23 protein-coding genes are annotated in these 22,114 nt (G+C 63.5%); 5 read left to right on the top strand and 18 right to left on the bottom strand.

Features of this window, described 5'->3' with window-relative positions; genetic code table 11:
* Positions 1–43: 43 nt before the first annotated feature.
* The 5 genes from EAV90_RS08010 to EAV90_RS07990 form a co-directional block, all read right to left on the bottom strand.
* Positions 44–394: a YunG family protein gene (locus EAV90_RS08010; RefSeq protein WP_122406734.1), complete on the bottom strand. Its 351-nt coding sequence runs from the start codon at positions 392–394 to the stop codon at positions 44–46.
* A 347-nt stretch (positions 395–741) separates the two neighbouring features.
* Entirely contained in the window at positions 742–1,830 is a 1,089-nt protein-coding gene (locus EAV90_RS08005) for a TRAP transporter substrate-binding protein (RefSeq protein ID WP_129143105.1), read from the bottom strand.
* A 163-nt stretch (positions 1,831–1,993) separates the two neighbouring features.
* Positions 1,994–3,082, bottom strand: a complete 1,089-nt coding sequence (locus tag EAV90_RS08000; protein ID WP_122403872.1) for a TRAP transporter substrate-binding protein — start codon at positions 3,080–3,082, stop codon at positions 1,994–1,996.
* Positions 3,083–3,286: 204 nt separating this feature from the next.
* Positions 3,287–4,423, bottom strand: coding sequence for an Mrp/NBP35 family ATP-binding protein (locus tag EAV90_RS07995; protein ID WP_122403873.1), 1,137 nt, complete (start codon positions 4,421–4,423; stop codon positions 3,287–3,289).
* A gap of 53 nt (positions 4,424–4,476) precedes the next feature.
* Positions 4,477–4,914: a VOC family protein gene (locus EAV90_RS07990; RefSeq protein WP_129143104.1), complete on the bottom strand. Its 438-nt coding sequence runs from the start codon at positions 4,912–4,914 to the stop codon at positions 4,477–4,479.
* A 184-nt stretch (positions 4,915–5,098) separates the two neighbouring features.
* Between EAV90_RS07990 and EAV90_RS07985 the strand changes: the two genes are divergently transcribed.
* The 5 genes from EAV90_RS07985 to EAV90_RS07965 all read left to right on the top strand — a co-directional run bounded on the left by EAV90_RS07985 (position 5,099) and on the right by EAV90_RS07965 (position 9,835).
* Positions 5,099–5,971, top strand: coding sequence for an NAD(P)-dependent oxidoreductase (locus tag EAV90_RS07985; protein ID WP_122403875.1), 873 nt, complete (start codon positions 5,099–5,101; stop codon positions 5,969–5,971).
* A 22-nt stretch (positions 5,972–5,993) separates the two neighbouring features.
* The gene (gene nhaD / locus EAV90_RS07980) at positions 5,994–7,271 is read left to right on the top strand and encodes a sodium:proton antiporter NhaD (RefSeq protein WP_129143103.1); all 1,278 of its coding nucleotides are present in this window, start codon (positions 5,994–5,996) and stop codon (positions 7,269–7,271) included.
* A gap of 137 nt (positions 7,272–7,408) precedes the next feature.
* Positions 7,409–9,004: a sensor histidine kinase gene (locus tag EAV90_RS07975; RefSeq protein ID WP_164936831.1), complete on the top strand. Its 1,596-nt coding sequence runs from the start codon at positions 7,409–7,411 to the stop codon at positions 9,002–9,004.
* A 44-nt stretch (positions 9,005–9,048) separates the two neighbouring features.
* A complete protein-coding gene (locus EAV90_RS07970) occupies positions 9,049–9,252 on the top strand; it encodes a DUF1289 domain-containing protein (RefSeq protein WP_122403878.1) in 204 nt (67 codons plus the stop codon).
* A 28-nt stretch (positions 9,253–9,280) separates the two neighbouring features.
* Positions 9,281–9,835 (top strand): TIGR02281 family clan AA aspartic protease, encoded by a 555-nt coding sequence (locus EAV90_RS07965; RefSeq protein WP_122403879.1) that lies wholly within the window; start codon positions 9,281–9,283, stop codon positions 9,833–9,835.
* Positions 9,836–9,845: 10 nt separating this feature from the next.
* On the opposite strand, the gene dusA is transcribed toward EAV90_RS07965, so the two are convergent.
* From dusA to EAV90_RS07900, 13 genes are all read right to left on the bottom strand, one after another.
* Positions 9,846–10,841 carry a tRNA dihydrouridine(20/20a) synthase DusA gene (dusA, locus tag EAV90_RS07960; protein WP_283810448.1) on the bottom strand — a complete coding sequence of 332 codons (996 nt, stop codon included), beginning with the start codon at positions 10,839–10,841 and terminating at the stop codon, positions 9,846–9,848.
* A 446-nt stretch (positions 10,842–11,287) separates the two neighbouring features.
* A complete protein-coding gene (gene dhaK / locus EAV90_RS07955) occupies positions 11,288–12,271 on the bottom strand; it encodes a dihydroxyacetone kinase subunit DhaK (protein ID WP_129143101.1) in 984 nt (327 codons plus the stop codon).
* Positions 12,272–12,304: 33 nt separating this feature from the next.
* Positions 12,305–12,727, bottom strand: coding sequence for a hypothetical protein (locus EAV90_RS07950; RefSeq protein ID WP_122403882.1), 423 nt, complete (start codon positions 12,725–12,727; stop codon positions 12,305–12,307).
* Positions 12,720–14,339, bottom strand: coding sequence for a phosphoenolpyruvate--protein phosphotransferase (ptsP, locus tag EAV90_RS07945; RefSeq protein ID WP_129143100.1), 1,620 nt, complete (start codon positions 14,337–14,339; stop codon positions 12,720–12,722). Before ptsP ends, EAV90_RS07950 begins: the two co-directional genes overlap by 8 nt.
* Position 14,340: 1 nt before the next feature.
* Complete coding sequence (locus EAV90_RS07940; protein ID WP_129143099.1) at positions 14,341–14,649, bottom strand: HPr family phosphocarrier protein; 309 nt, start codon at positions 14,647–14,649, stop codon at positions 14,341–14,343.
* A 25-nt stretch (positions 14,650–14,674) separates the two neighbouring features.
* The gene (dhaM, locus tag EAV90_RS07935; protein ID WP_129143098.1) at positions 14,675–15,067 is read right to left on the bottom strand and encodes a dihydroxyacetone kinase phosphoryl donor subunit DhaM; all 393 of its coding nucleotides are present in this window, start codon (positions 15,065–15,067) and stop codon (positions 14,675–14,677) included.
* Complete coding sequence (gene dhaL, locus EAV90_RS07930; protein WP_129143097.1) at positions 15,064–15,687, bottom strand: dihydroxyacetone kinase subunit DhaL; 624 nt, start codon at positions 15,685–15,687, stop codon at positions 15,064–15,066. Before dhaL ends, dhaM begins: the two co-directional genes overlap by 4 nt.
* A 12-nt stretch (positions 15,688–15,699) precedes the next feature.
* Positions 15,700–16,725, bottom strand: a complete 1,026-nt coding sequence (locus tag EAV90_RS07925) for an ABC transporter ATP-binding protein (RefSeq protein WP_129143096.1) — start codon at positions 16,723–16,725, stop codon at positions 15,700–15,702.
* Positions 16,718–17,815, bottom strand: coding sequence for an ABC transporter ATP-binding protein (locus tag EAV90_RS07920; protein ID WP_129143095.1), 1,098 nt, complete (start codon positions 17,813–17,815; stop codon positions 16,718–16,720). The genes EAV90_RS07925 and EAV90_RS07920 overlap by 8 nt, the downstream gene beginning before the upstream one ends.
* Positions 17,816–17,825: 10 nt before the next feature.
* Positions 17,826–17,954 (bottom strand): hypothetical protein, encoded by a 129-nt coding sequence (locus EAV90_RS41620; protein ID WP_430644722.1) that lies wholly within the window; start codon positions 17,952–17,954, stop codon positions 17,826–17,828.
* A gap of 68 nt (positions 17,955–18,022) precedes the next feature.
* Complete coding sequence (locus EAV90_RS07910; protein ID WP_091883329.1) at positions 18,023–18,985, bottom strand: carbohydrate ABC transporter permease; 963 nt, start codon at positions 18,983–18,985, stop codon at positions 18,023–18,025.
* On the bottom strand, positions 18,982–19,956 hold the full coding sequence (locus tag EAV90_RS07905) for a carbohydrate ABC transporter permease (protein WP_122403891.1): 975 nt from the start codon (positions 19,954–19,956) through the stop codon (positions 18,982–18,984). The genes EAV90_RS07910 and EAV90_RS07905 overlap by 4 nt, the downstream gene beginning before the upstream one ends.
* 71 nt (positions 19,957–20,027) lie before the next feature.
* Positions 20,028–21,386, bottom strand: coding sequence for an ABC transporter substrate-binding protein (locus EAV90_RS07900; RefSeq protein ID WP_129143093.1), 1,359 nt, complete (start codon positions 21,384–21,386; stop codon positions 20,028–20,030).
* Positions 21,387–22,114: the final 728 nt, after the last annotated feature.

Below are 22,114 nucleotides of genomic sequence, written 5' to 3'. Positions count from 1 at the left end.
ACCGGACCTTCCGAAGCGAGGCGCCAGGTTGCCTCCTCCTCACTTAAGCTGGCTTGATACGCTGCGACTCGAAGGCCGCTCTGAGTGCAGCCAGCTGGTCGCCTGTTGCTCCCAGCTCTGCCTCGGCCGGATCCGCAGGTAGATCCGCGTAAACAATCGGCTGATCGAACTGGCTCGCCGTGAAGTCGTATCTCTGCCCTTCAATCCGGTTGTAGAAGTGGTCGCCGGCCGACAAGGGCGTCTTCAGTAATTCACCGCAGAAGAGTTCTCGTATCAGCAATGCCGTGACGTTGCATTGCCCTGCCGCCGGATTATCCGCACTCCATTGGCTTGAGGTCGACAATGACCACGCCTTGCGAAGCGCCCTTTGGACGGCGTCGGGATCGAAGCTCATCGTCGTCTCCAGAGTGAGTGCCGGCGAGATATTTCGGATTATTCGATACTCACACTCTGCCACTGTTTTGCCCGACAGGTCAAACCGCTCCTGGTTCGTAGGAGCTGGTGAGCGGAACGATCCTTCGATCGCGCCGGTTCCGGAGTCGCCCTCTCCTGCATGCCGCAGCACAGACCCGCCTCCCGCGAAGACCGTTTGTACCGCCAATTTTTTTCACGGCTTATCAATCGGTTGGCTACTGTGCATGGGGTTGTTTTTCGAGTTTTGAGTGGGGCACTCTTCGCGACGCCCAAAAAGAACGCCCCGGAGCCTTCGCTCCGGAGCGCTGCATGCGACAGATGACGTGATCAGCTCTGTGAGCGCCGCGCCATGAAGATGTCGTAGCCGACCTCGGCGACCTGGAACCAGGCGTAGCCGTCGCCCGTGAACTTGGCGAGGGAGTCGTGCACCTTCTTGAAGTTGGCGTTGGTTGCGCCAACTTCGGCGTGCAGCTCCTTGGCGGCCTTGTAGCAGGCATCCATGATCGCCGGCGAGAAGGGGTGCAGCTTGGCGCCGCCGGCGAGCAGCTTCTTCAGCGCCAGCGGATTGGCGGTGTCGTAGCGCGCCATCATGTAGTTGTTGGCATAGTGGCCGGCCTGCTCCAGCACGCTCTGGTAATATTTCGGCAGCGCGTTCCATTTGTCGAGATTGACGAAGGCCAGCAGCATCGGCCCGCCTTCCCACCAGCCGGGATAGTAGTAGTGCGGCGCGATCTTGTAGAAGCCGAGCTTCTCGTCGTCATAGGGACCAACCCATTCCGCGGCATCGATGGTGCCCTTCTCCAGCGCTGGATAGATATCGCCGCCGGCGAGCTGCTGCGGCACCACGCCGAGTTTCTGGAGCACACGGCCGGCAAAGCCGCCGATGCGGAATTTCATGCCCTTGAGATCCTCGGGCGAGTTGACCTCTTTCCTGAACCAGCCGCCCATCTGGCAGCCGGTGTTGCCCGCGAGCAGCGAGATGACGTTGTAGCTCTTGTAGAACTCGTTGAGAACGTCACGTCCGCCGCCTTGCATGTACCAGGCCTGGTTGATGCGCATGTTGGGCCCGAACGGCACGGCCGAGCCGAAGGTGAAGGTCGGGTCCTTGCCGAAATAATAGTATGACGCGGTGTGGCCGATCTCGCAGGTGCCGTTCTGCACGGCGTCGAGCACCTGGAGACCCGGCACAATCTCGCCGGCCGCGAAGATCTGGATCTGGAATTTGTTGTCGGTCGCCTCAGCGACCATCTTGCACATCATCTCGGCACCGCCAAACAGCGTGTCGAGCGATTTCGGCCAGCTCGTGGGCATCCGCCATTTGATTTCCGGCATCGACTGCGCGATCGCGGGAGCCGCGAGCGTGGCGGCGCCGGCCGCACCAAGTCCTGTGACCTTGATGAAGTCTCTTCTCTTCATGATTTCCTACCCTGATGGATGTGCTTGTGGAGCCTTCTTGTCGAGGCTTTCCGACAGCATGGAACATCGCCGGGCCGAAAGCCATCCCGATCGCACTGCGGCAACGAAAAAGCCCGGCCTCCTGCGAGGCCGGGCTATCCGGTCTTACGAATTAAGCCGTAGATCAGCCGCGGGTGCGCGAGCGGATCATGAAGCTGTCATAGGTGTATTCGGCGACCTGCCACCACAGATATTCGTCGGAGCGGTAGGCCTGCATGGCGTCGATCGACTTCTTGAAGTCGGCGTTCTTGGCCGAGGTCTCCGCCCACAATTCGTTAGTCGCCTTGAGGCAGGCCTCCAGCACTTCGTTGGTGAAGGGACGGAGCTGGGTGCCACCCGCGACCAGACGCTTCAACGCCGACGGGTTCTGCATATCGTAGCGCGCGGCCATCCAGGTGTTGGCATTGGCCATCGCGTTGGTGAGAATCGCCTGGTAATTCTTCGGCAGCGCATTCCACTTTTCCAGGTTGGTGAAGGCATGCACGGTCGGGCCGCCTTCCCAGAAGCCTGGATAGTAGTAGTACTTGGCGACCTTGGCGAAGCCGAGCTTCTCGTCATCGTAGGGACCGACCCACTCGGCGGCGTCGATGGTGCCCTTTTCCAGCGCGGGATAAATGTCGCCGCCGGCGAGCTGCTGCGGCACCACGCCGACCTTCTGAAGCACCTGGCCGGCGATGCCGCCGATGCGCATCTTGAGGCCGGAGAGGTCGGCGACCGTCTTGATCTCCTTGCGGAACCAGCCGCCCATCTGGGTGCCGGTGTTGCCGCAAGGGAAGCCGATCACATTCGACTTCTTGAAGAACTCGTTGGCGAGCTCGTTGCCGCCGCCCTGGTAGAGCCACGAATTCTGCTGGCGCGCGTTGAGGCCGAACGGCACCGAGGCGAAGATCGCGAAGGTCGGATCCTTGCCGACGTAATAGTAGGAGACGGTGTGGCACATCTCGACCGTGCCGTTCGAGGTCGCATCGAGGGCCTGCAGGCCAGGGACGATTTCACCGGCCGCGAACACCTGGATCTGGAACTTGTTGTCAGTCATTTCGGCGACGTATTTCGCCACCTGCTCGGCGCCGCCATAGATGGTGTCGAGTGACTTCGGAAAGCTCGAAGTCAGCCGCCACTTTACCTCGGGCGAGGACTGCGCGATCGCCGGCGAGGCCACCGCGGTCGCCGCCGCGCCTGCTGCCGACACTTTGAGAAAATCACGACGCTTCATCTCAGGTCTCTCCTTGCTGGGGCGTTTCCCCTTGACTTCTCTTCTTGCCGCCGCGCATTCCGGCGACGCGTCGGGACGCGCCGAACCGAAGGGGCTTGACTGCCGTGGGCCTTTAACACGGAAGCCCCGCTTGCGGAACGCGACAATGGCATGACGGGGCTCTACGAAAGTCGCATGTCCCCGCAGCTGGCCGCTGGGATCGGATCAGGCCGCCGCGATGACACCCTTGAGCTGGTCCCGGACCTGGCCGGCGATGGCGCGGTAGATCGCCGCATGGGGACCGTCCGGCTCGCTGTCGACCACGGGATTGCCGGCGTCCGAGGTGGCGCGAATCGCCATGTGCAGGGGGATCTCGCCCAGGAACGGTACCCCGAGCTTCTCGGCTTCATGCCGCGCCCCGCCATGACCGAAAATGTCCGACCGCGTGCCGCAATGCGGGCACTGGAAGTAACTCATGTTCTCGACGATGCCGAGCACGGGCACGTTGACCTTCTTGAACATGGCAAGGCCCCGCCGCGCGTCGATCAGGGACAGATCCTGCGGGGTCGAGACGATCACCGCGCCCTTGAGCGGCACGTTCTGCGCCAGCGTGAGCTGGGCATCGCCGGTGCCCGGCGGCATGTCGACGACGAGCACGTCGAGCTTGCCCCATTCGACGTCGCGCAGCATCTGCGTCACCGCCGACATCACCATGGGACCGCGCCAGATCATCGCGGTCTCCTCCTCGACCAGGAAACCGATCGACATGATTGCGAGGCCGAAACGCCGAAGCGGAATCATCTTGCGCTCGCCGTTCAGCTCCGGCTTGTCGCGCAGGCCCGTCAGGCGTGGCACTGAGGGGCCGTAGATGTCGGCATCGAGCAGCCCGACCTTGAGGCCGAGGTCGCGCAGGCCGAGCGCCAGATTGAGCGCCGTGGTCGACTTGCCGACGCCGCCCTTGCCGGACGCCACCGCAATCACCGCGGCGACGCCGGGGATCTCAGACTGCCGTGCCATCGGCGACCCACCGCCCTGCGGCGGCTTGTGGGCATGGACCGGCTGCACGCCAGGCGAGCCGCGGCTCGGTTGCGGGGGTGGCGGCGGCGCGGCACCCGGCTTGCGCTCGGCGGTCAACGCCACCATGACCGTGGTGACGCCGGGAATGGTGCGCACGGCGGCCTCCGCTTCGGCCCGGACCGATTCCCAGGCCCTTGCCTCGGCGGCATCGACATTGATCGAGAAGAACACCTTGCCGTCCGACGCGCTGATCGCGCTCAGCACATTGGCATGGGTGAGCGCGACCCCGCGGGGTGATTTGACCTTGGTGAGGCTGTCGAGAACCTGTTGCTGCGTCACGCTCAAAGCGCATCTCCTGGACTTGAGGATGCCCCATTAGAGCGGAAACGCCCAAAAGGCTACTGCCTGCCGATATCGTCGGCTTTTTCGGCAGGCGCCGCCCCCTGCTCCCTGGCGGCCTCGTAGTTCAGCTCGATCATGACCCCGTTGGGGTCGTGGACGAAGATCTGCCAGAGGTCGCCGCCGGGCACCTGGCGAGACTCGAACTTCATCCCCTTTGACGCCAGCCGCTGTTTCATGCCGTCAAAGCCGCGACTGACGAAGGCGACGTGGTGGACAACGCCGGAATCCGGCTTTTGTGGCTCGGCGGTCGGAGAAATATCGACGAGGTGCACCACTGGCTTGCCCTCGCTATACATCCAGGCGCCCGGGAAGACGAAATTCGGCCGTGGCCCTTTTTCCAGGCCCAGCACATCCTCGTAGAAGCGGACGGTCTCGGCCAGATTACGCGTCCGGATGTTGAAATGATCGAGGACGCCAACGCTCACGCCGCCCATGCTCTCGCTCCCTTGTTTTGAAGTCCTTAGGTCCACCATCCTAGCACAGGAGGCCGCCAAACGAAGCCGTTGCCCTCTGCCCTCAAGGGTTTATGGTGCGCCTCCGATCCGCCCTCACCGCGGAACCCAGGCGTCCCCCGCCTGGCAAGAACCGTAAAACCCAAACTACGGACAAGGTACCACAATGGCTAAAGTCGCTTTCCTCGGTCTCGGCGTGATGGGCTTCCCCATGGCCGGACACCTCGTGAAAAAAGGGGGCCATGAGGTCACCGTCTACAACCGCACCGCGGCCAAGGCGAAAGAATGGGCCGACAAATTCGGCGGCAAGACCGCACCGACGCCGAAGGCGGCCGCCGAGGGCCAGGATTTCGTGATGTGCTGCGTCGGCAACGACAACGATCTGCGCGCGGTCACGATCGGCCCCGACGGCGCGTTCGCCGGCATGAAGAAGGGTGCGACCTTCGTCGACCATACCACGGCCTCCGCCGAGGTCGCACGTGAGCTCGACGCGGCCGCCACCAAGGCCGGCTTCAAATTCGTCGATGCGCCCGTCTCCGGCGGCCAGGCCGGCGCCGAGAACGGTGTGCTGACCGTGATGTGCGGCGGCGCGCAAGACGCTTATTCGGGCGCCGAGCCGATCATCACGGGCGCCTATGCACGGATGTGCAAGCTGCTCGGGCCCGCCGGAAGCGGCCAGCTGACGAAGATGGTCAACCAGATCTGCATCGCCGGTCTGGTGCAGGGTCTCTCCGAGGGCATCCACTTCGCCAAGAAGAGTGGCCTCGACGTCGCCGCGGTGATCGAGACCATCTCGAAAGGGGCCGCACAGTCCTGGCAGATGGAGAACCGCTACAAGACCATGAACGAGGGCAAGTACGATTTCGGCTTCGCGGTCGAATGGATGCGCAAGGACCTCTCGATCTCGCTGGCGGAAGCCCGCCGCAACGGCGCCAATCTGCCAGTGACAGCGCTGGTCGACCAGTTCTACTCCGAGGTCGAGAAGATGGGTGGCAAGCGCTGGGATACGTCGAGCCTGCTTGCACGACTCAATCGCTGACAGCTGACGTTCTGAAACGACCTTGCTGATCGCGATCGCCGCCATCTTCATCCTCGCCTATGCGGCGATCGCGCTCGAGCACCCGCTTCGCGTCAACAAGAGCGCTACGGCGCTGCTCGGCGCTGGGCTGCTGTGGACCATCTACGCTGTCGCAACCGGCGACCACGCGCTGGTCGGCCGCCAGCTCGACGCGTCCGTCGGCTCCACCGCGCAGATCGTCTTCTTCTTGATCTGCGCCATGACGATCGTCGAGGTGATCGACGCCCATGATGGCTTCGAGGTCATCACCTCGCTGATCCGCACCACGAGCCAGGTCACGCTGATCTGGCTGATCGGCTTCGTCACGTTCTTCCTCAGCGCGATTCTGGATAATCTGACGACCACCATCGTCATGATCTCGCTGATCCAGAAGCTGATCGCCCGCCGCGACGACCGCCTGTTGTTCGCCTCCCTCATCGTCATTGCCGCCAATGCCGGCGGCGCCTGGACCGTGATCGGCGACGTCACCACGACCATGTTGTGGATCGGCGGACAGATCTCGCCGCTCAAGATCATGAGCGCGGTGTTCCTGCCCTCGCTGCTCAATCTGCTGGTGCCGCTCGTCTTCATCAGCTTCTCGCTCAGGGGCAAGATCATCGCACCGCCGCCGAAAGATAACGGATTGCTGGCCGTCGACCGGTTCGAGCGCAACCTCATGTTCTATCTCGGCCTCGGCACACTGATCGCGGTGCCGGCGTTCAAGGCGGTCACGCATCTGGCGCCCTTCATGGGCATCCTGTTCGGCCTCGGCGTGCTCTGGCTGGTCGGCGAGATCGTGCATCGCCACAAGGAGGAACACGTGCGCCAGCCTCTCACGCTGGTGCACGCGCTGACCCGGATCGACATGAGCTCGGTCGTGTTCTTCGTCGGCATCCTGCTCGCGGTTGCCTGCCTCGAGCATGCCGGCCTGCTGTCGATGCTGGCGCGCTGGCTGGATACCGCCATCGGCCGCCAGGACGTCATCGTCGTCGTGCTCGGCCTGCTGAGCGCCGTCATCGACAACGTACCGCTGGTCGCCGCGACCATGGGCATGTACGACCTCGCGCATTATCCGCCCGACAGCTTCATCTGGGAGTTCATCGCCTATTGCGCCGGCACCGGCGGCTCGATCCTGATCATCGGTTCGGCGGCGGGTGTTGCCGCCATGGGCCTCGAGAAGATCGAGTTCTTCTGGTACGCGCGCCGCATCGCGGGGCCGGCCTTGGTGGGATATTTGGCCGGGGCCCTGGTGTACATCGCGCAGCACGCGGCACTGCATTGAACGGCGCAGGCGAGATCCGAATTAACGCCGGGTTAACGTAATTCTTTAGCTCCTTAAGTCAGCTCTTAAGGATTTCTTGCCACAGATAGACAATGCAGAAGGCCCGCGTCCGGCGTGGGCAGGAACCGTGTTGCTTGATGAGTAACCCCGCTGAAAAGCCCGAGGTTGTGCAGCTTCCGGCCGAGCCGGTGAGCGCGCCATCGGCGAGCAGCCGAAGGGCTGCGGCGCAGCGGGTGCGCGAGGCACGCGACAAGTTAACGTCGACCAGTGGAACCCGGCCGGCCTTCGACGCCGAGATGCTGCGGCAATACGCCCAGACGCGACTGTCTGCCTCCTATGTCGTGATGCTGCTGGTGGTGGCGACCGGCATGCTGTTCGGGCTGTGGATGCAGCCGATCCCGGCCGCGGCCTGGACCGCCGGCATGCTTTGCATCCACAGCGCCATGATCCGCAGTTGTCGGCGCTTCCTGACCGAGCCCGCCTCGCCCTCCGCGACGCGCGCATGGCGGACGCGCTTTGTCATGCTCGACCTGCTCTATGGCCTGTGCTGGATGGCGATCCTGATCCATCCCGTGCTCGACATGGTCACGGAAACGCTGATGATGTTCCTGATGCTGCTGGTGATCGCAGTATCGAGCATGCTCGCTGCCAATCTGCCGATCGCCGCCGTTGCCGCCACCGCGCCGGTCGCCGTCGCGATGGCGCTGAGCTTCGTGATGACCGGCTCGCTGGACAATTACATCCTGGCGGCACTCGCGCTCGCGGCCGAAGGCTATTTCGTCCTGCTGGCGCACCGCCTGCACTCCTCCACCTTTGCCACGCTGGAAGCGCGCGCAGAGAAGGATGCGCTGATCGGCGAGTTGGAACAGGCCAAGGCAATCTCGGACGAAGCCCGCCACCGCGCCGAAGCCGCCAATGTCGCCAAGTCGCGCTTCCTCGCGCAGATGAGCCACGAGCTGCGCACGCCGCTGAACGCCATTCTCGGCTTCTCCGAGGTGATGAAGAGCGAAATTTTCGGCGCGCATGCGGTGCCGGTTTACAAGGAGTACTCGGCGGACATCCATAATTCCGGCGTGCACCTGCTGAACCTCATCAACGAGATCCTCGATCTGTCGCGGATCGAGGCCGGCCGCTACGAACTCAACGAGGAAGCGGTGTCGCTGGTCGGTATCGTCGCAGACTGCCATCATTTGATGAAGCTGCGTGCTTCGAGCCGCGGTATCACCATCCACGAAGTGTTCGAGCAGGCCATGCCGCGGCTTTGGGCCGATGAGCGCGCGATCCGCCAGGTCGTGCTCAATCTGCTCTCCAACGCGATCAAGTTCACCCCGCAAGGCGGCGAGATCTGGCTCAAGGCGGGATGGACCGCCTCGGGCGGGCAATATCTCTCGGTAAAGGATACCGGCTCCGGCATCCCCGAGGACGAGATCCCGGTGGTGCTCGCATCCTTCGGCCAAGGCTCCAATTCGATCAAGTCAGCGGAACAGGGCGCCGGCCTCGGCCTGCCGATCGCCAAGAATCTGATCGACCTGCATGGCGGCACGTTCACGCTGAAATCGAAGCTGCGCATCGGCACCGAGGTAATCGTCACCTTCCCGCCGGAGCGCGTGATGAGCGCGCTGGCGCCGCTGTCGGATGATTCTCCGCCTCTCCAGCCGGAAAGTTCCGTCCTGCCGGACGAGAAACGCCGGCCGCGCCACAAGCCGATCATGAGCGCCGGCACAGGTTCCTAACCAGATGCTTGCCGACATGCCCGATCATCCCTCACTATGTCCGTATGAGCAAAGAAACGCCGTGCGTCGCCGTCTGCATGATCGATCCCAAGACCAAACTGTGCTTCGGCTGCGGCCGGACCTTGCCCGAGATCGCGCGCTGGCACACAATGGAGAGCGTGGACCGGCTCGCGATCATGGCCCTCTTGCCGGCGCGCATGGCGGAGGCTGGACTTATGCCGATTGCGGCGTCGCCGAAACGCATCTGATCCGCCTGCGTACATTCGGAGGCGCGCGATGATCCGCCTCCTGCTCGTTCTGATCATGCTCGCCGGCACGGCAGGTGCCGTCGTCGCCTATGGCGATCCCGACCAGATCGCGCGAGCCAGCCACAAGGTCTCGCACATTTTTCGCGCACAGGCCGCCTCCCCGGCACCGGCCGTCCAGATCCCGCGCAGCCAGGGCGGCGAATTCACGCTGCGCGCGAAGATCAATGGCGTCACCGCACCGATGGTGATCGATACCGGCGCGACGTCGGTGGTGCTGACCTGGGAAACCGCAAAGGCGATCGGGCTGCCGCTCGAAATGCTGGAATACGATGTCGACCTCGAGACCGCGGGCGGTCACACCAAGGCCGCCCGGCTCACGCTCGACCGTCTCGCCGTCGGCAAGCTGGTCGAGAAGTCGGTGCCGGCCCTCGTGGTGCAACGCGGCCAGATGAAGACCAATCTGCTCGGCATGAGCTTCCTGGATCGCCTGCAAAGCTGGGGCGTGCGGGCGGATACGCTGATGCTGACAGGATATCCGGAACTCCAGAGCAGCCCTCGCCGCTCCCGCACGGCGGTCGACTAGCAAGGGGCGGCTACGCCGCCGCCTCGGCCGGCGCGCTTGCACCGACGCGCGCGATCGCATCGCGCAGCACGTCGAGACCGGCACCCGGCTTTACCCCTTGCTCGGCAAGATGGCGGCGGAACGCCCGTGCGCCGGGCACGGCATGGAATGCGCCGACGAAATGCCGCGTGATGGCGTGCAGCCGGGTGCCGCGCGCCAGCTGCCCTTCGATGTAGGGCATCATCGCCTCGAGCGCGTCCTGCATGGAGGCGTGCGGTGCCGCCTCGCCGAAGATGTCGGCATCGACGCTGAGCAGCCGCCACGGCTCCTGATAGGCGGCGCGGCCGAGCATCACGCCGTCAACATGGGCAAGATGCGCCTTTGCCTGGTCAATGCTCCGAACGCCGCCATTGATGATGACGGGCACACCAGGCATCGCGCGCTTGAGCCGATAGACGCGATCATAATCGAGCGGCGGGATGTCGCGGTTCTCCTTCGGCGACAAGCCGTTGAGCCAAGCCTTGCGCGCGTGCACGATCAGCGCATCGCAGCCGGACGCCACCACCGCACGCGCGAGCGCATCGAGCGCGACCTCCGGATCCTGGTCGTCGATCCCGATACGGCACTTCACCGTGACGGGAACGGCGACCACGTGCTTCATGGCATCAACGCATCTCGCCACGAGCTCCGGCTCCGCCATGAGGCAGGCGCCGAAACGGCCGTCCTTCACGCGATCGGAGGGGCAACCGACATTGAGATTGATCTCGTCATAGCCGAACGCCTCGCCAATCCGCGCGGCCTGCGCGAGCTCCTTGGGATCAGACCCGCCAAGCTGAAGCGCCACCGGATGCTCGCACGCGTCGAACCCTAGCAGCCGCTCCCGGTCGCCATGGATGATTGCGCCCGTGGTCAGCATCTCCGTATAGAGCAACCCCCGCCGCGTCAGTTGCCGATGGAACACCCGGCAATGCCGGTCGGTCCAGTCCATCATCGGCGCACAGCTAAATTTCCAATGATTTTCAATCACTTAGGCTTCTCTGTCGATCCAATCCTGGGAGGACACGGCGACGTATCTATACTGGTTTCGTTCGGTTTTTTAGAGATGGTTCGATTATCTAGCCAGTTTTTGGCCAGTCCTTTGCTACCAAATTTGCTGCCAAACCGGCCCGCGCGACGGCTTCGCTGCGAGGGTAAGCCCCATCCACTCCAACGTCGCAGAGGGACGTGATGAACTTGCATCACACACCCGGCCAATCCGACGGCGGCACATAATGGGCTCGTCGGACCAGAGGCGTGCGACGGACAGGGAAATAGCCGTCTACCGCCACATAAAAGAAGCCGTGTCCGAGGGACACGGCAAGTTTCAGGGAGGGGGAACCGGAAAATTCCGATACGTGCGTGAGGCGTGGCCCCCGGACCGATCGTCCGCCGGAGCGCGATCGGAAAAAAATCAGCAGCCGTTCCCAGCCGCGGTCACCATTTCAACGCGGGCGTACGCACGGGATGGTCCCACAGTGCCGCGGTCTCGCTATCGAGCAGGCTCACGGTGAGCGAGCACCCGGCCATGTCCAGCGAGGTGACGAAGCTGCCGACCAGCGAGCGAGCGATGCGCAAGCCGCGCTTCTCGAGCATCCGCCGCGCAGCATTGTACATCAGATAGAGCTCGATCGTCGGCGTCCCGCCAAATCCGTTGACGAGCAGGATGGCCTCGCCCCCACCGCGCGCGTCGAGATCCTGCGCGATGGCCGTTGTCATCTCGTCTGCGATCGCATCGGCCTGCTCCAGCTTGACGCGGCGGCGCCCCGGTTCACCGTGAATGCCGACCCCCATCTCCATCTCGTCCTCCCGAAGCGAAAAGGTCGGCGTGCCCGCGGCCGGGACCGTGCAGCTCGTCAACGCCACGCCCATCGATCGCGTCCGCGCATTGACGCGCTCACCGAGCGCAGCGCAACTTTTCAGGTCAGCACCCTTCTCGGCAGCCGCGCCGACGACCTTCTCGACGATCAGCGTGCCGGCCACGCCGCGGCGTCCGATGCTGTGCGTGGAGTTCTCGACCGCGACGTCATCGTCCGTCACGATCGTCGCCGTGCGGCCCTCGGCGATCTCGGCCGCCATCTCGAAATTCATGCGGTCCCCCGCATAGTTCTTCACGATGAACAGCACGCCGGCTTCACCAGAAACCGCTTGCGCGGCCTCGACGATCTGGTCCGGCGTTGGCGACGTGAAGACCTGCCCCGGACAGGCGGCATCGAGCATGCCATAGCCGACGAAGCCCGCATGCAGCGGCTCATGCCCGCTGCCGCCACCGGACACGAGTGCGACCTTCTTCGGGTTCAGCTCACGACGTCGCACGAATTTCCGCTCCGGCCCGAGCGCGACGAGATCGGCATGCGCACCAGCAAGCCCGTCGAGACTCTCTGCGAGCACGCCGTCGACCGAGTTGATGAACTTCTTCATTGTCTCCTCCCCGTTTTCTCCCCTGGCCTCACGCTATTTTTCCCGCATGATGGCAATCAAGCGCCTCGCAAAATCCTGGAGCAGCGCATCGAGTTCGGCGTTCCGCTTGGCGCTGCCGAGATCCGGCAAATGCAGCGTCAAGCTCCGCTCATGCGATCCCTCCGTCAGCCGGCCGATCCGGCGCGGATGGGCACGCGCATAGGCACGAAGGAAGGCGGCCTTCGCCTGCGGCGGGAAGTGGCAGACATCGAAGATCGTATTGAGGTGCTGCACGGGTATCGGCACCGGATAGGCGGGGTTGCTGATCTGGCTGACGAAGCTGCGGTTCTTCCCGATGGCATGCGCCAGACGCAGCCGCATGCCCGACGGGCGGCTCTCCAGCACTTCCTTGAAGATGCGCTTGTAGACCGCAACAGCGCCGGCTTCTGCCGGTTCATCGATCGCCGTGTCAGCCAAGCCCGCCTCCGTTGCTCAGCCGGTCGATCGTCCGCTTGATCTGTGCGAGCGCCGATGCATTCACGGACAGCTCCCGCAAGCCGCAATTCAACAATGCGGGAAGGCAGCGCGGGTCGCTCGCCATGTCGCCGCACAGGCTGACGCTGATGCCGGCGCGCCGGCCGTGCTCCGCGGTCCGTGCGATCAGTTCGAGCAAGGCCGGATGTAGTGGATCCATCAAGGGGGCGAGAGCTCCATTGGAACGATCGCAGGCAAGGACATATTGCGCGAGATCGTTCGAGCCGATCGAGAAGAAGGAAGCCTTGAAGCTCGCAATCGCAAGGGCCGCCGCCGGGACTTCGACCATGATTCCCAGCTCGGGGAGCATCGCGTCAATGCCGTCCAGCTGCAAGCGCTGCACGATTTCAGCGAACAGCTTCCGCCCTGCTTCGAGCTCGTCCGCCGATGTGACCATCGGAAACATGACCTTGAGGTTTCCGCGCACGGCGGCACGCGCGAGCGCGCGAAGTTGAACGGTAAAGACGTCGGGCCGGGCCAGGCAAAGCCGCAAGCCGCGAACCCCCAGGAAGGGATTGGCTTCGCCGTCCAGCGTGAAGCCGGGCACCGGCTTGTCGCCACCGGCGTCAAATGTACGAATGGTGACTGGACGCCGGTCGGCCCAACGCAACACCGCATCGTAGGCTGCGAACTGGGCCTCCTCATCGGGCAGGCGCCCCCGCTCGGTGAGCAGAAATTCGGTGCGCATCAGGCCGATGCCATCTGCGTATTGTGCGTCGGCGTGATCGAGATCGTCGACGCGCTGGATATTGATGAACAGCTTGATCCGCTCGCCGCGCCACGAAGCCGTCGGCCGCCGCAGGATTGCGCGCGCAGACGCCCTGCTCTTGCGATGGTTCTCGCGCCGCTTCTCGAACAGCCGGACCTGCTCCGCATTTGGATCGAGCTCGAGCATCGCACTTTCGCCGTCGAGCAGCGCCGTGGCTCCGATCTCCGGAATGGCGCCGAGTTGCACGACCATGGGGATCCCCCGTGCCCGCGCCAGCATGGCGACGTGGCTCGTGGGGCTGCCGCGCAGGAGCGCCAGACCGCCGCCGCTGGACCAGTCGATCTCAAGGAATCGCGAGGGCGGCAGATCGTCGGCGCAGACGACGGCGCCGCTCGGAATCTTCAGGACCTGGCCTTCGCCTCCCCGCAGAATGTTGATCACGCGGTCGCGCAGGTCAGCGAGATCCGACGAGCGCGCCTTCAGATATTCGTCCTCTGCCGAATTGTAATCGGCAATCTGCTCATCGAGCGCCGAACGCCACGCCACGTCCGCAGAACTCCCCTCCCCGATCGACGCGAAGATCGCCTCGATGAAATCTTCATCCTCCAGCAATGCGACCTGGAATTCGAGAATTTGCGCGGCTTCGCCTCCGGCGATCGTGGCAAGCTCCGCAATCTGCCCGCTCGCCACGTCTATCGCACTGCGCAGCGCGAGTGCCTCTTCGACCAAGGTACCCGCGACGCGCTCGCCGTTCGTGCCCGCATCGACGCGGACGAACGGGCCATGGGCAAAGCCGATCGAGGCGGTTCTGCCGCGGTAGGCCAGTCCTGTCGCGCCTCCCTGCATGCTACGAAGCTCCGTCCGGAAAATCAGTTGCGATCAGGTCGACCAGCGCCGCGACGGCGGCCTCGGCGTCACTGCCGGATGCCTTGATTTCGATCGTGCTGCCGTGCGCCGCACGCATGGCCATGATCTTGGCCACACTCTTGGCATTGATCCACTCGGCCGCGCCCGCCACCCGAACGAAAATCTGCGCCTCGAACTTCTTGGCAAGCTTTGTGAGCTTGACCGCCGGGCGTGCATGCATACCCACCGCGTGCACCAGCCGTACATTGCCGATGAATGTCTGTCCGTCCGCTCTGTCCAGCATGCTCATCTTCCATCATCGCTTCGCCGACGCGTCAGTCGGCAGAGAGTTCCTCGGCCACGGCCTTCACCTGGGCCAGTGAGCTGCCGCCCGCCGCCTCGGTCGCCGCCATCACGGCGCCCTCGACGATCGGCGCGTTGCATACGACAACGAGCTCGCGCCGTGCGGGCTCCAGCATTTCGACCGCCATTTCGCTGTTGGTCTCTGCGCCGCCGAGATCGACGAGGATCGCGACGCCCTTCGCCGACCAGGCATCGTTGATGGCATCGATGATCAGGGAGACGCTCGTGCCGAGCCCGCCGTCGGGATTGCCGCCGCAGAAGGCCACCTTGACCTCGCTGCCGACCATCTGCCGCACCATGTCGGCGGTGCCCTTGGCGATATCCTTCGAATGCGAGACGATCACGATACCCACAGTGTCGGTCATTGCTGTCCCTCCAGGCTCGCGCAGACCGCCTGCACGAGTATGCAGCTCGAACGTGCGCCGGGATCGACATGTCCGACGCTGCGCGGCCCGAGGAACGACGCTCGCCCCTTGGTGGCCTGCATCGGTGCAGTCCGCTCGACTGCTTCGGCAGCAGTGGCTCGGACCCGCGCGATCAGATCCGGCTGACCGGCCGCCGTCCTCAACGTTTCCAGGACGGGAACAAGCACGTCGAGCATTGTCTTCTCGCCCGCCTGCGAGCGCCCCCGCGCGCTCACCGCATTCACGCCGCTGCCAAAGACGTCCGCGAGATCGTCCGGCAGGTGCTTGTCTTGCGAAAGTGCTTCGCCCGCGCCAAGAAAGAAACTGCCGTAAAGCGGCCCGGAGGCGCCTCCGACGGTCATCACCAGCGTCTTGCCGATCATCTTCAGCCCCTCGTCCAGCGGCTGCGCCGAAATGGCATCGAGCTTGCCGAGCACGGCCTCAAAGCCGCGCTTCATGTTCGTTCCATGGTCGCCGTCGCCGATCGCTTGATCCAGGGTCGTGAGTTCCGGCGCGCTCGCGATGACCTGCTCTGCGGCCATCTTGACCAGCGACTTGAATGTCTCGGGTTGCAGCGACATCGAACGGATCCTCTAGTGAACCATCGCAGGGATGCGTTGCCCCGCGCGATCGAAACAGAGCGGATGCAGCAGGTGTAGTTCGACCTCCTGGCCGGACTGAAGCGGCCGGCGCGGATCCGCAAGCGTCACCAGCATCTCGCCCTTGTAGTCCAGGTGGACGTGATTCTGCTCGCCGAGGTGCTCGACGCGGTGCACGCGGCCGACCATTCGTCCGCCGTTGCGCGCGGCAATTTGCAGATGCTCGGTTCGGATACCAACGGTCTCCGTCCCCGGCGGCACCGGCACGTCTGACAACAGACGGGCCGGAAGGAAGTTGATCTGAGGCGTGCCGAGGCGCGAGGCGACATAGCTCGATGAAGGACTTTCGTAGATCTCCCGCGGCGTACCGCACTGAAGGAGCTGGCCGTCCCTGATCACGCCGATCCTGGAAGCCATCGTCATGGCCTCGACCTGATCGTGGGTCACGTACAGAATGGTCGCGCCAAGCTCGAGCTGGATCCGCTTGAGCTCGAGACGAAGCTCCGCACGCAGCTTCGCATCCAGCGATGAGAGCGGCTCGTCCATCAGGTAGATCGAGGGATCGCGAACCAGCGCGCGGCCGATCGCCACCCGCTGCATTTCGCCTCCGGACAGACGGGTTGCACGGTTGTTCAGCTTGCTTGCGATGTGCAACAGCTCCGCAGTCCGTTCGACGCGCTTGCGGATGATCGGCTCCGGCACGCGCCGTGCGGGAGAGCGCAACGGAAATGCCAGATTGTCATAGACCGTGAGGTGCGGATACAGTGAATATTGCTGGAAGACGAAGGCGATATCGCGTGATCCCGGCGGATCACGCGTCACGTCGCGGCCGTCGATCATGACCGAGCCGGTGTCGGGGGTCTCGAGCCCCGTGATCAGCCGCAACGTCGTGGTTTTGCCCGCGCCGCTCGGCCCGAGCAGGACCAGGAACTCTCCATCGTTCACCGCCAGCGAAAGCTCGCGGACCGCCTCGGCCGCGCCGAAACGCTTGCTAATGTTGCGCAACGCGACGTCAGCCATGGCGCACCCTCCCCTCATTGGCGGTTCGAACAGCGAGACCGCTGGCGACATCGAACAGCGCCAGCCGCTCGGAGTGGAATTCAAGACCCACCGTCTCGCCGATCCGCACCGACGCGCTGGAGGGCAGCCGCGCCGCGAGGCGTCCGTGCGGCGTGTCGACGGTGACGATCTGCGTGGTGCCGAGATATTCGGCACCGAACACTTCGCCGCGGACGGGAGCCTCGTCGGCAAAGCGGATGTGCTCAGGACGTATCCCGAGCGCCAGCGGTGCGCTCGCACGATCCTCGCGGATCTCCGGGACGTCGACGCTGACGCTATGAAAGGCGACAGTCCGATCCCCCGACCGCAAGCCGCTTTCAAACCGCAGGAAATTCATCGGCGGCGAGCCGATGAAATCGGCCACGAACATGCTGGCGGGCCGGTCATAGACTTCTTGCGGCGAGCCGATCTGCTCGACCCGTCCCTTGTTCATGACCGCGATCTGATCCGCCATCGACATCGCTTCGAGCTGGTCGTGCGTCACGTAAACAGTGGTCGCACCGATGCGCTCGTGCAGGTCGCGAAGCTCGCCGCACATCAGATGCCGAAACTCGGCATCGAGCGCCCCGAGCGGCTCATCCATCAGGAAGGCCTTCGGCCGCCTCACCATGGCGCGGCCAAGCGCGACGCGCTGCCGGTCGCCGCCCGAGAGCTTCGACGTCTTGCTCGACACGAGATGCTCGATCCGCAGCAGCCGCGCGGTTTCCTGCACCCGCTCGCGAATCTCGCGCCGCCCCATGCCCTGGCACTTCAGGGGAAAGCCAATGTTGCCCGCTACATTCATGTGTGGATAGAGCGCAAAGAGCTGGAAGACGAAGGCGATATCGCGGGCGGCGGCGCGGCGGAAGGTCACGTCCTCGCCGTCGAGCAGGATCTTGCCCTCGGTTGGCAGCTCGAGGCCAGCGATCATGCGCAGCGTGGTTGTCTTGCCGCAGCCGGAGGGCCCGAGCATCGCAAAAAAGGTGCCGTCGTCGATGGTGAAGTTCGAGCCTTCAACGGCCGTGAACTGATCGAACGACTTGCGCAGGTTTTCGACGCGGATTTGTGCCATGGCTGCCGCCCTATTCCGGAAAATGGCTGACGATGACGTAGCCAACCGTGCCGGCGAGGATGGTCCCGAAGGAATAGCTGTACAGATCGATCGACCACGGCTGCACCAGCATGACGATGCCGCCCCCTATCAGGGTCATCGCGCCGGCCTCCCAAGGCCCACGCAGCAACCAGCGAGACATTCCGCTTTTTTCAACCGCAGAACCGCTCATTTGCGCACAGCTCCGAAGGTGATGCCGCGCAACAAGTGCTTGCGCAACAACACGGTGAACAGGACGATCGGCACGACGAACAGTGTGGTCGCGGCAGCAACCGCCGGCCAGTCCTGCCCGCCCTCGCCGATGATGAAGGGAATGAAGGGCGGCATGGTCTGTGCCTCGCCGCTCGTCAGGAGAACCGCGAACGCGTACTCGTTCCACGAGAAGATCAGACAGAAGATTGCGGTCGCGGCGATCCCCGTGACGGCCTGCGGCAACACGACCTTGCGCAGGGCCTGGAGCCGCGTGTAGCCGTCGACGAGGGCGGCCTCCTCGTATTCGCGCGGGATCTCGTCGATGAACCCCTTGAGCAGCCAGACCGCGAGCGAGACGTTCACGGCGGTATAGAGCAGGATCATTCCGAGCCTGGTGTCGGTCAGGTTGAGCTGCCGGTACATCAGATAGATCGGGATCGCCACGGCAACGGGCGGCATCATGCGCGTCGACAGGATGAAGAATAGAAGATCGTCTGCCAGGGGAATGCGGAAGCGCGAGAAGGCGTAGGCTGCGAGCGTGCCGAGAAAGACGGCCAGGAAGGTCGAGCCGAACCCGATGATCAGCGAGTTGACGAAGCGCGGCACGACCTTCGACGGTCCGGCAATGACCATGTCGCGCTGGCGCACGAGCTTGTCGTACCACGTCTCCGGCGGCGGCAGCTTGGCGATAAAATCCGGTGTCTGGCGGGTACGTACGGTAAAGAGGTTCACGTAACCCTCGAGGGTCGGCTGGAAGATCACCTTCGGCGGATAGGCGATGGCGTCACTCTGCGACTTGAATGCGGTGGCGACGATCCAGAGCAGCGGCAGGATCGTGATCACGGCGTAGAGGATCACGAGGCCGCCGGCCACGGCCTTCGCGCGCGGCGAGGCCTCCACGATGGAGTGAGCGGTGGACTTGGTGAGGACGGCGGTCATCGTTGCTTCACCTTGTTGAGCGCTTTGACGTAGATGTTGGCGGCACCGAACACGGTCACGAACAGGATGATGGCGAGCGCGGAGGAATACCCGGTGCGCCATTTCTCGAACGCGGCGCGCTTCAGCGTGATCGACACGAGCTCGGTGGTCGAGCCGGGGCCTCCGGACGTCAACAGATTGACCATGTCGAACATCTTGAAGTTCTCGATCGCGCGGAAAAGCACGGCGAGCATCAGGAATGGAACCGTCATCGGCAGCGTGATCGACCAGAACTGCCGCCAGGCTGAGGCGCGATCGACTTCGGCCGCCTCATAGATGTAGTCGGGAATGGACCGAAGCCCGGCGAGGCAGATCAGCATGACGTAGGGAGCCCACATCCAGGTGTCGACCAGCACGATGGTCCAGGGTGCGAGCGAGACCTGCCCGGTCATGCTGAACGAGCTCGGCGGCACACCCGTGAACAGGCTGATCAGGTAGTTGAACGGACCGATCTGCGGCTGCAACAGCAGTGTCCAGAAGTTGCCGACCACCGCCGGTGACAGCATCATCGGCAGCAGGATGATCGTGGTCCAGAAGCTGTGGCCGCGGAACTGGCGGTTGATGAGCAGCGCGAGGCCAAACCCGATGATCACCTGCAGCGTCACTGACCAGATCACGAATTGCGCCGTGGTCTGCAGGCGGAACCAGATGTCCTCGTCGCCGAGAATGTCGGTGAAATTGTCGAGCCCGACGAACCGCAGCGGCAGATAGGACATGCTGAGATTGAGGCTGGTGAACGACAGCCGGATCATCCAGATCAGCGGAAAGATATTGATCGCGAGCAGCAGCCCGATCGTCGGCGCAACGAACAGCCAGGCGATGGTCCGGTCCGACAGGCCGCGGACACGCCGCGTGGCGCGCGATTTGGCGGGCTCACTCACGCCGGCGATCGTAGCATGATCAGGTTGAAAGATCGTCGTCATCTTGTCCATCGGTTGGCTGGTTCGGCTTCCCCGAGGCACCTCCCCGGGGAAACCAGTTCAGTTGATGCGAGAACCCGAGTCTATTGCGACGCGACCTGCTTGCCCTGTTCCTTGAAGACCTTGGTCCAGTCCTTGACGAGGAGATCGAGCGCTTGCTGCGCCGTGCCCTTGTCGGCAACGACGTAGTCATGCACCCGCTTCTGCATGTCGAGCAGCAGTTGCGCGTAGGATGGCTCGGCCCAGAAGTCCTTGACGATGCCCATCGACTCCAGGAATTGCGGTGCGAACGCTGCGCTCTTCGGGAAGTCGGGCGCGTCGACGACCGCCTTGAGGGCCGAGTAGCCGCCGAGCTGCCACCATTTCTGCTGCACGGCGGGCTGCGCGAACCATTTGATGTAGGCCAGCGCGTCGTCCTTGCGGTCGGAGGTCGCGACCACCGAGATCCCCTGCCCGCCAAGCTGGGTGAAGTGTCCGCCTGGACCGGCCGGATTGACGAAGAAGCCTATTCTGTCGCCGCCGACATTCGGATCCTTGTACAGGCCGGGGAAGAAGGCGAACCAGTTCATCTGCATCGCCACCTGGCCGGACTTGAAGGCGTCGAGCCCCTCCTGCATGTAGGCGTTGGTCATGCCCGGCGCGGTGCAGCACTTGTAGAGCTCCTTGTAGAACTCGAGCCCCTTGGCCGCCTCGGCCGAATTGACGACGCCCTGCATTTGGTACGGCTTCTTGGGATTGTCGTAGCTGAAGCCGTAATTGTAGAGCACGTTGGTCACGCCCATGGTGATGCCTTCGGAGCCGCGCTCGGTGAAGATGTAGGCGCCGTAGACCTTTTTGCCGTCGATCTCGCGGCCCTGGAAGAACTCGGCGACCTGCTTCAGCTCGTCATAGGTCTTCGGCGGCGCCAGGTCGCGGCCGTACTTGGCCTTGAACGCGGATTGAATTTCGGGCCGCGAGAACCAGTCCTTGCGATAAGTCCAGCCGACCGCATCGGCCATGGCCGGCAGCGCCCAATAGTTCGGCGAGTTCTTCGGCCACTGCGAATAGCCGACAACCGTCGCCGGAACGAAGTCGTCCATCGATATCTTCTCCTTGTCGAAGAAATCGTTGAGCTTGACGTACCACTTGTTCTCGGCGGCTCCGCCGATCCACTGGCTGTCGCCGATGATCAGGTCGCAGAGCTTGCCGTGGGAGTTGAGCTCATTGAGGAAGCGATCGGCATAGCTCGTCCATGGGACGAACTCGTATTTCATCTCGATGCCGGATTGTTTCGTGAAGTCCTTGCCGAGTTCGACCAGCGCGTTGGCGGGATCCCATGCCGCCCAGCACAGCGTGAGCTGCTTACCTTGGGCCGCAGCTTCGCCTCCGCCAAATCCCCCCAGCAGCGCCGCTCCGAGAACCGTGGTGGCCGCCGAGCTTCTCAACCAACTGAATGTCCGCATATCCGTTTCCTCTCTCGTTGAAGCATCCAATCCGCTCGGCGCTTCCTGCCGGAACGACGCCGAGACCCTGAAACCGAGTTTGAGGAGCGATGAGTGAAGGACGAGACGGACCGCTTCCGGAGACGGCTCCGGAATGGCTTGGGCTCCTCCCACACATCGGCCCGATGCGTGATGTTTAGTTTTTTTACAGAACTAAACGTATTACTAAATTCTGGAGATCGTCAAGCCCCGTTTGTCGCGAGCCTGGCGAAAAGACTTACAGTGTTCGCGCGCAAGCGGGATGTTCGCAGTTGCAGCGAAAATTCCGCAAAATCTTGCCGAATGCGACCGCCGATGTCGCCCGGCAGGAGCAATCCAGCCCATCCGAACAACAGGAGAGCCGGAAGGTCGGCCATAGCCGCGTGTTTAGCAAACGGCTTTTACTGAAATGTTCAATGAAGCAGTTCGGAGGCGCAAGTAGCCCCCTCGTTGTCCGGAAATCTGACGATGGCCGCCTCCGTTCGGATTCGTCGCATCTGTGCGGTCGGTGCTGCCTCGCAACCTGCTTCGAGACAGCTCCCTGCGTGTGTCCCCGAAATCTGCCAGAATGTGGCAACGGGCGGTTGGATCAGAACCGCCCGTTGCCGGAACTGAGCCCGTTGCGCCCAAAGGCGACAGAGCCTGCTAAAGAGCAAGGGACAGCTCCGGTGTCTTCCTGAACCCGAACAGTTGCAAGGGCTGCGAGCCCG

It is taken from the genome of Bradyrhizobium vignae (assembly GCF_004114425.1).
Taxonomy (GTDB): Bacteria; Pseudomonadota; Alphaproteobacteria; order Rhizobiales; family Xanthobacteraceae; genus Bradyrhizobium; species Bradyrhizobium vignae.
Note: the sequence above shows the minus strand (reverse complement) of the source record. Positions and strands in the feature narration are given on the sequence as shown.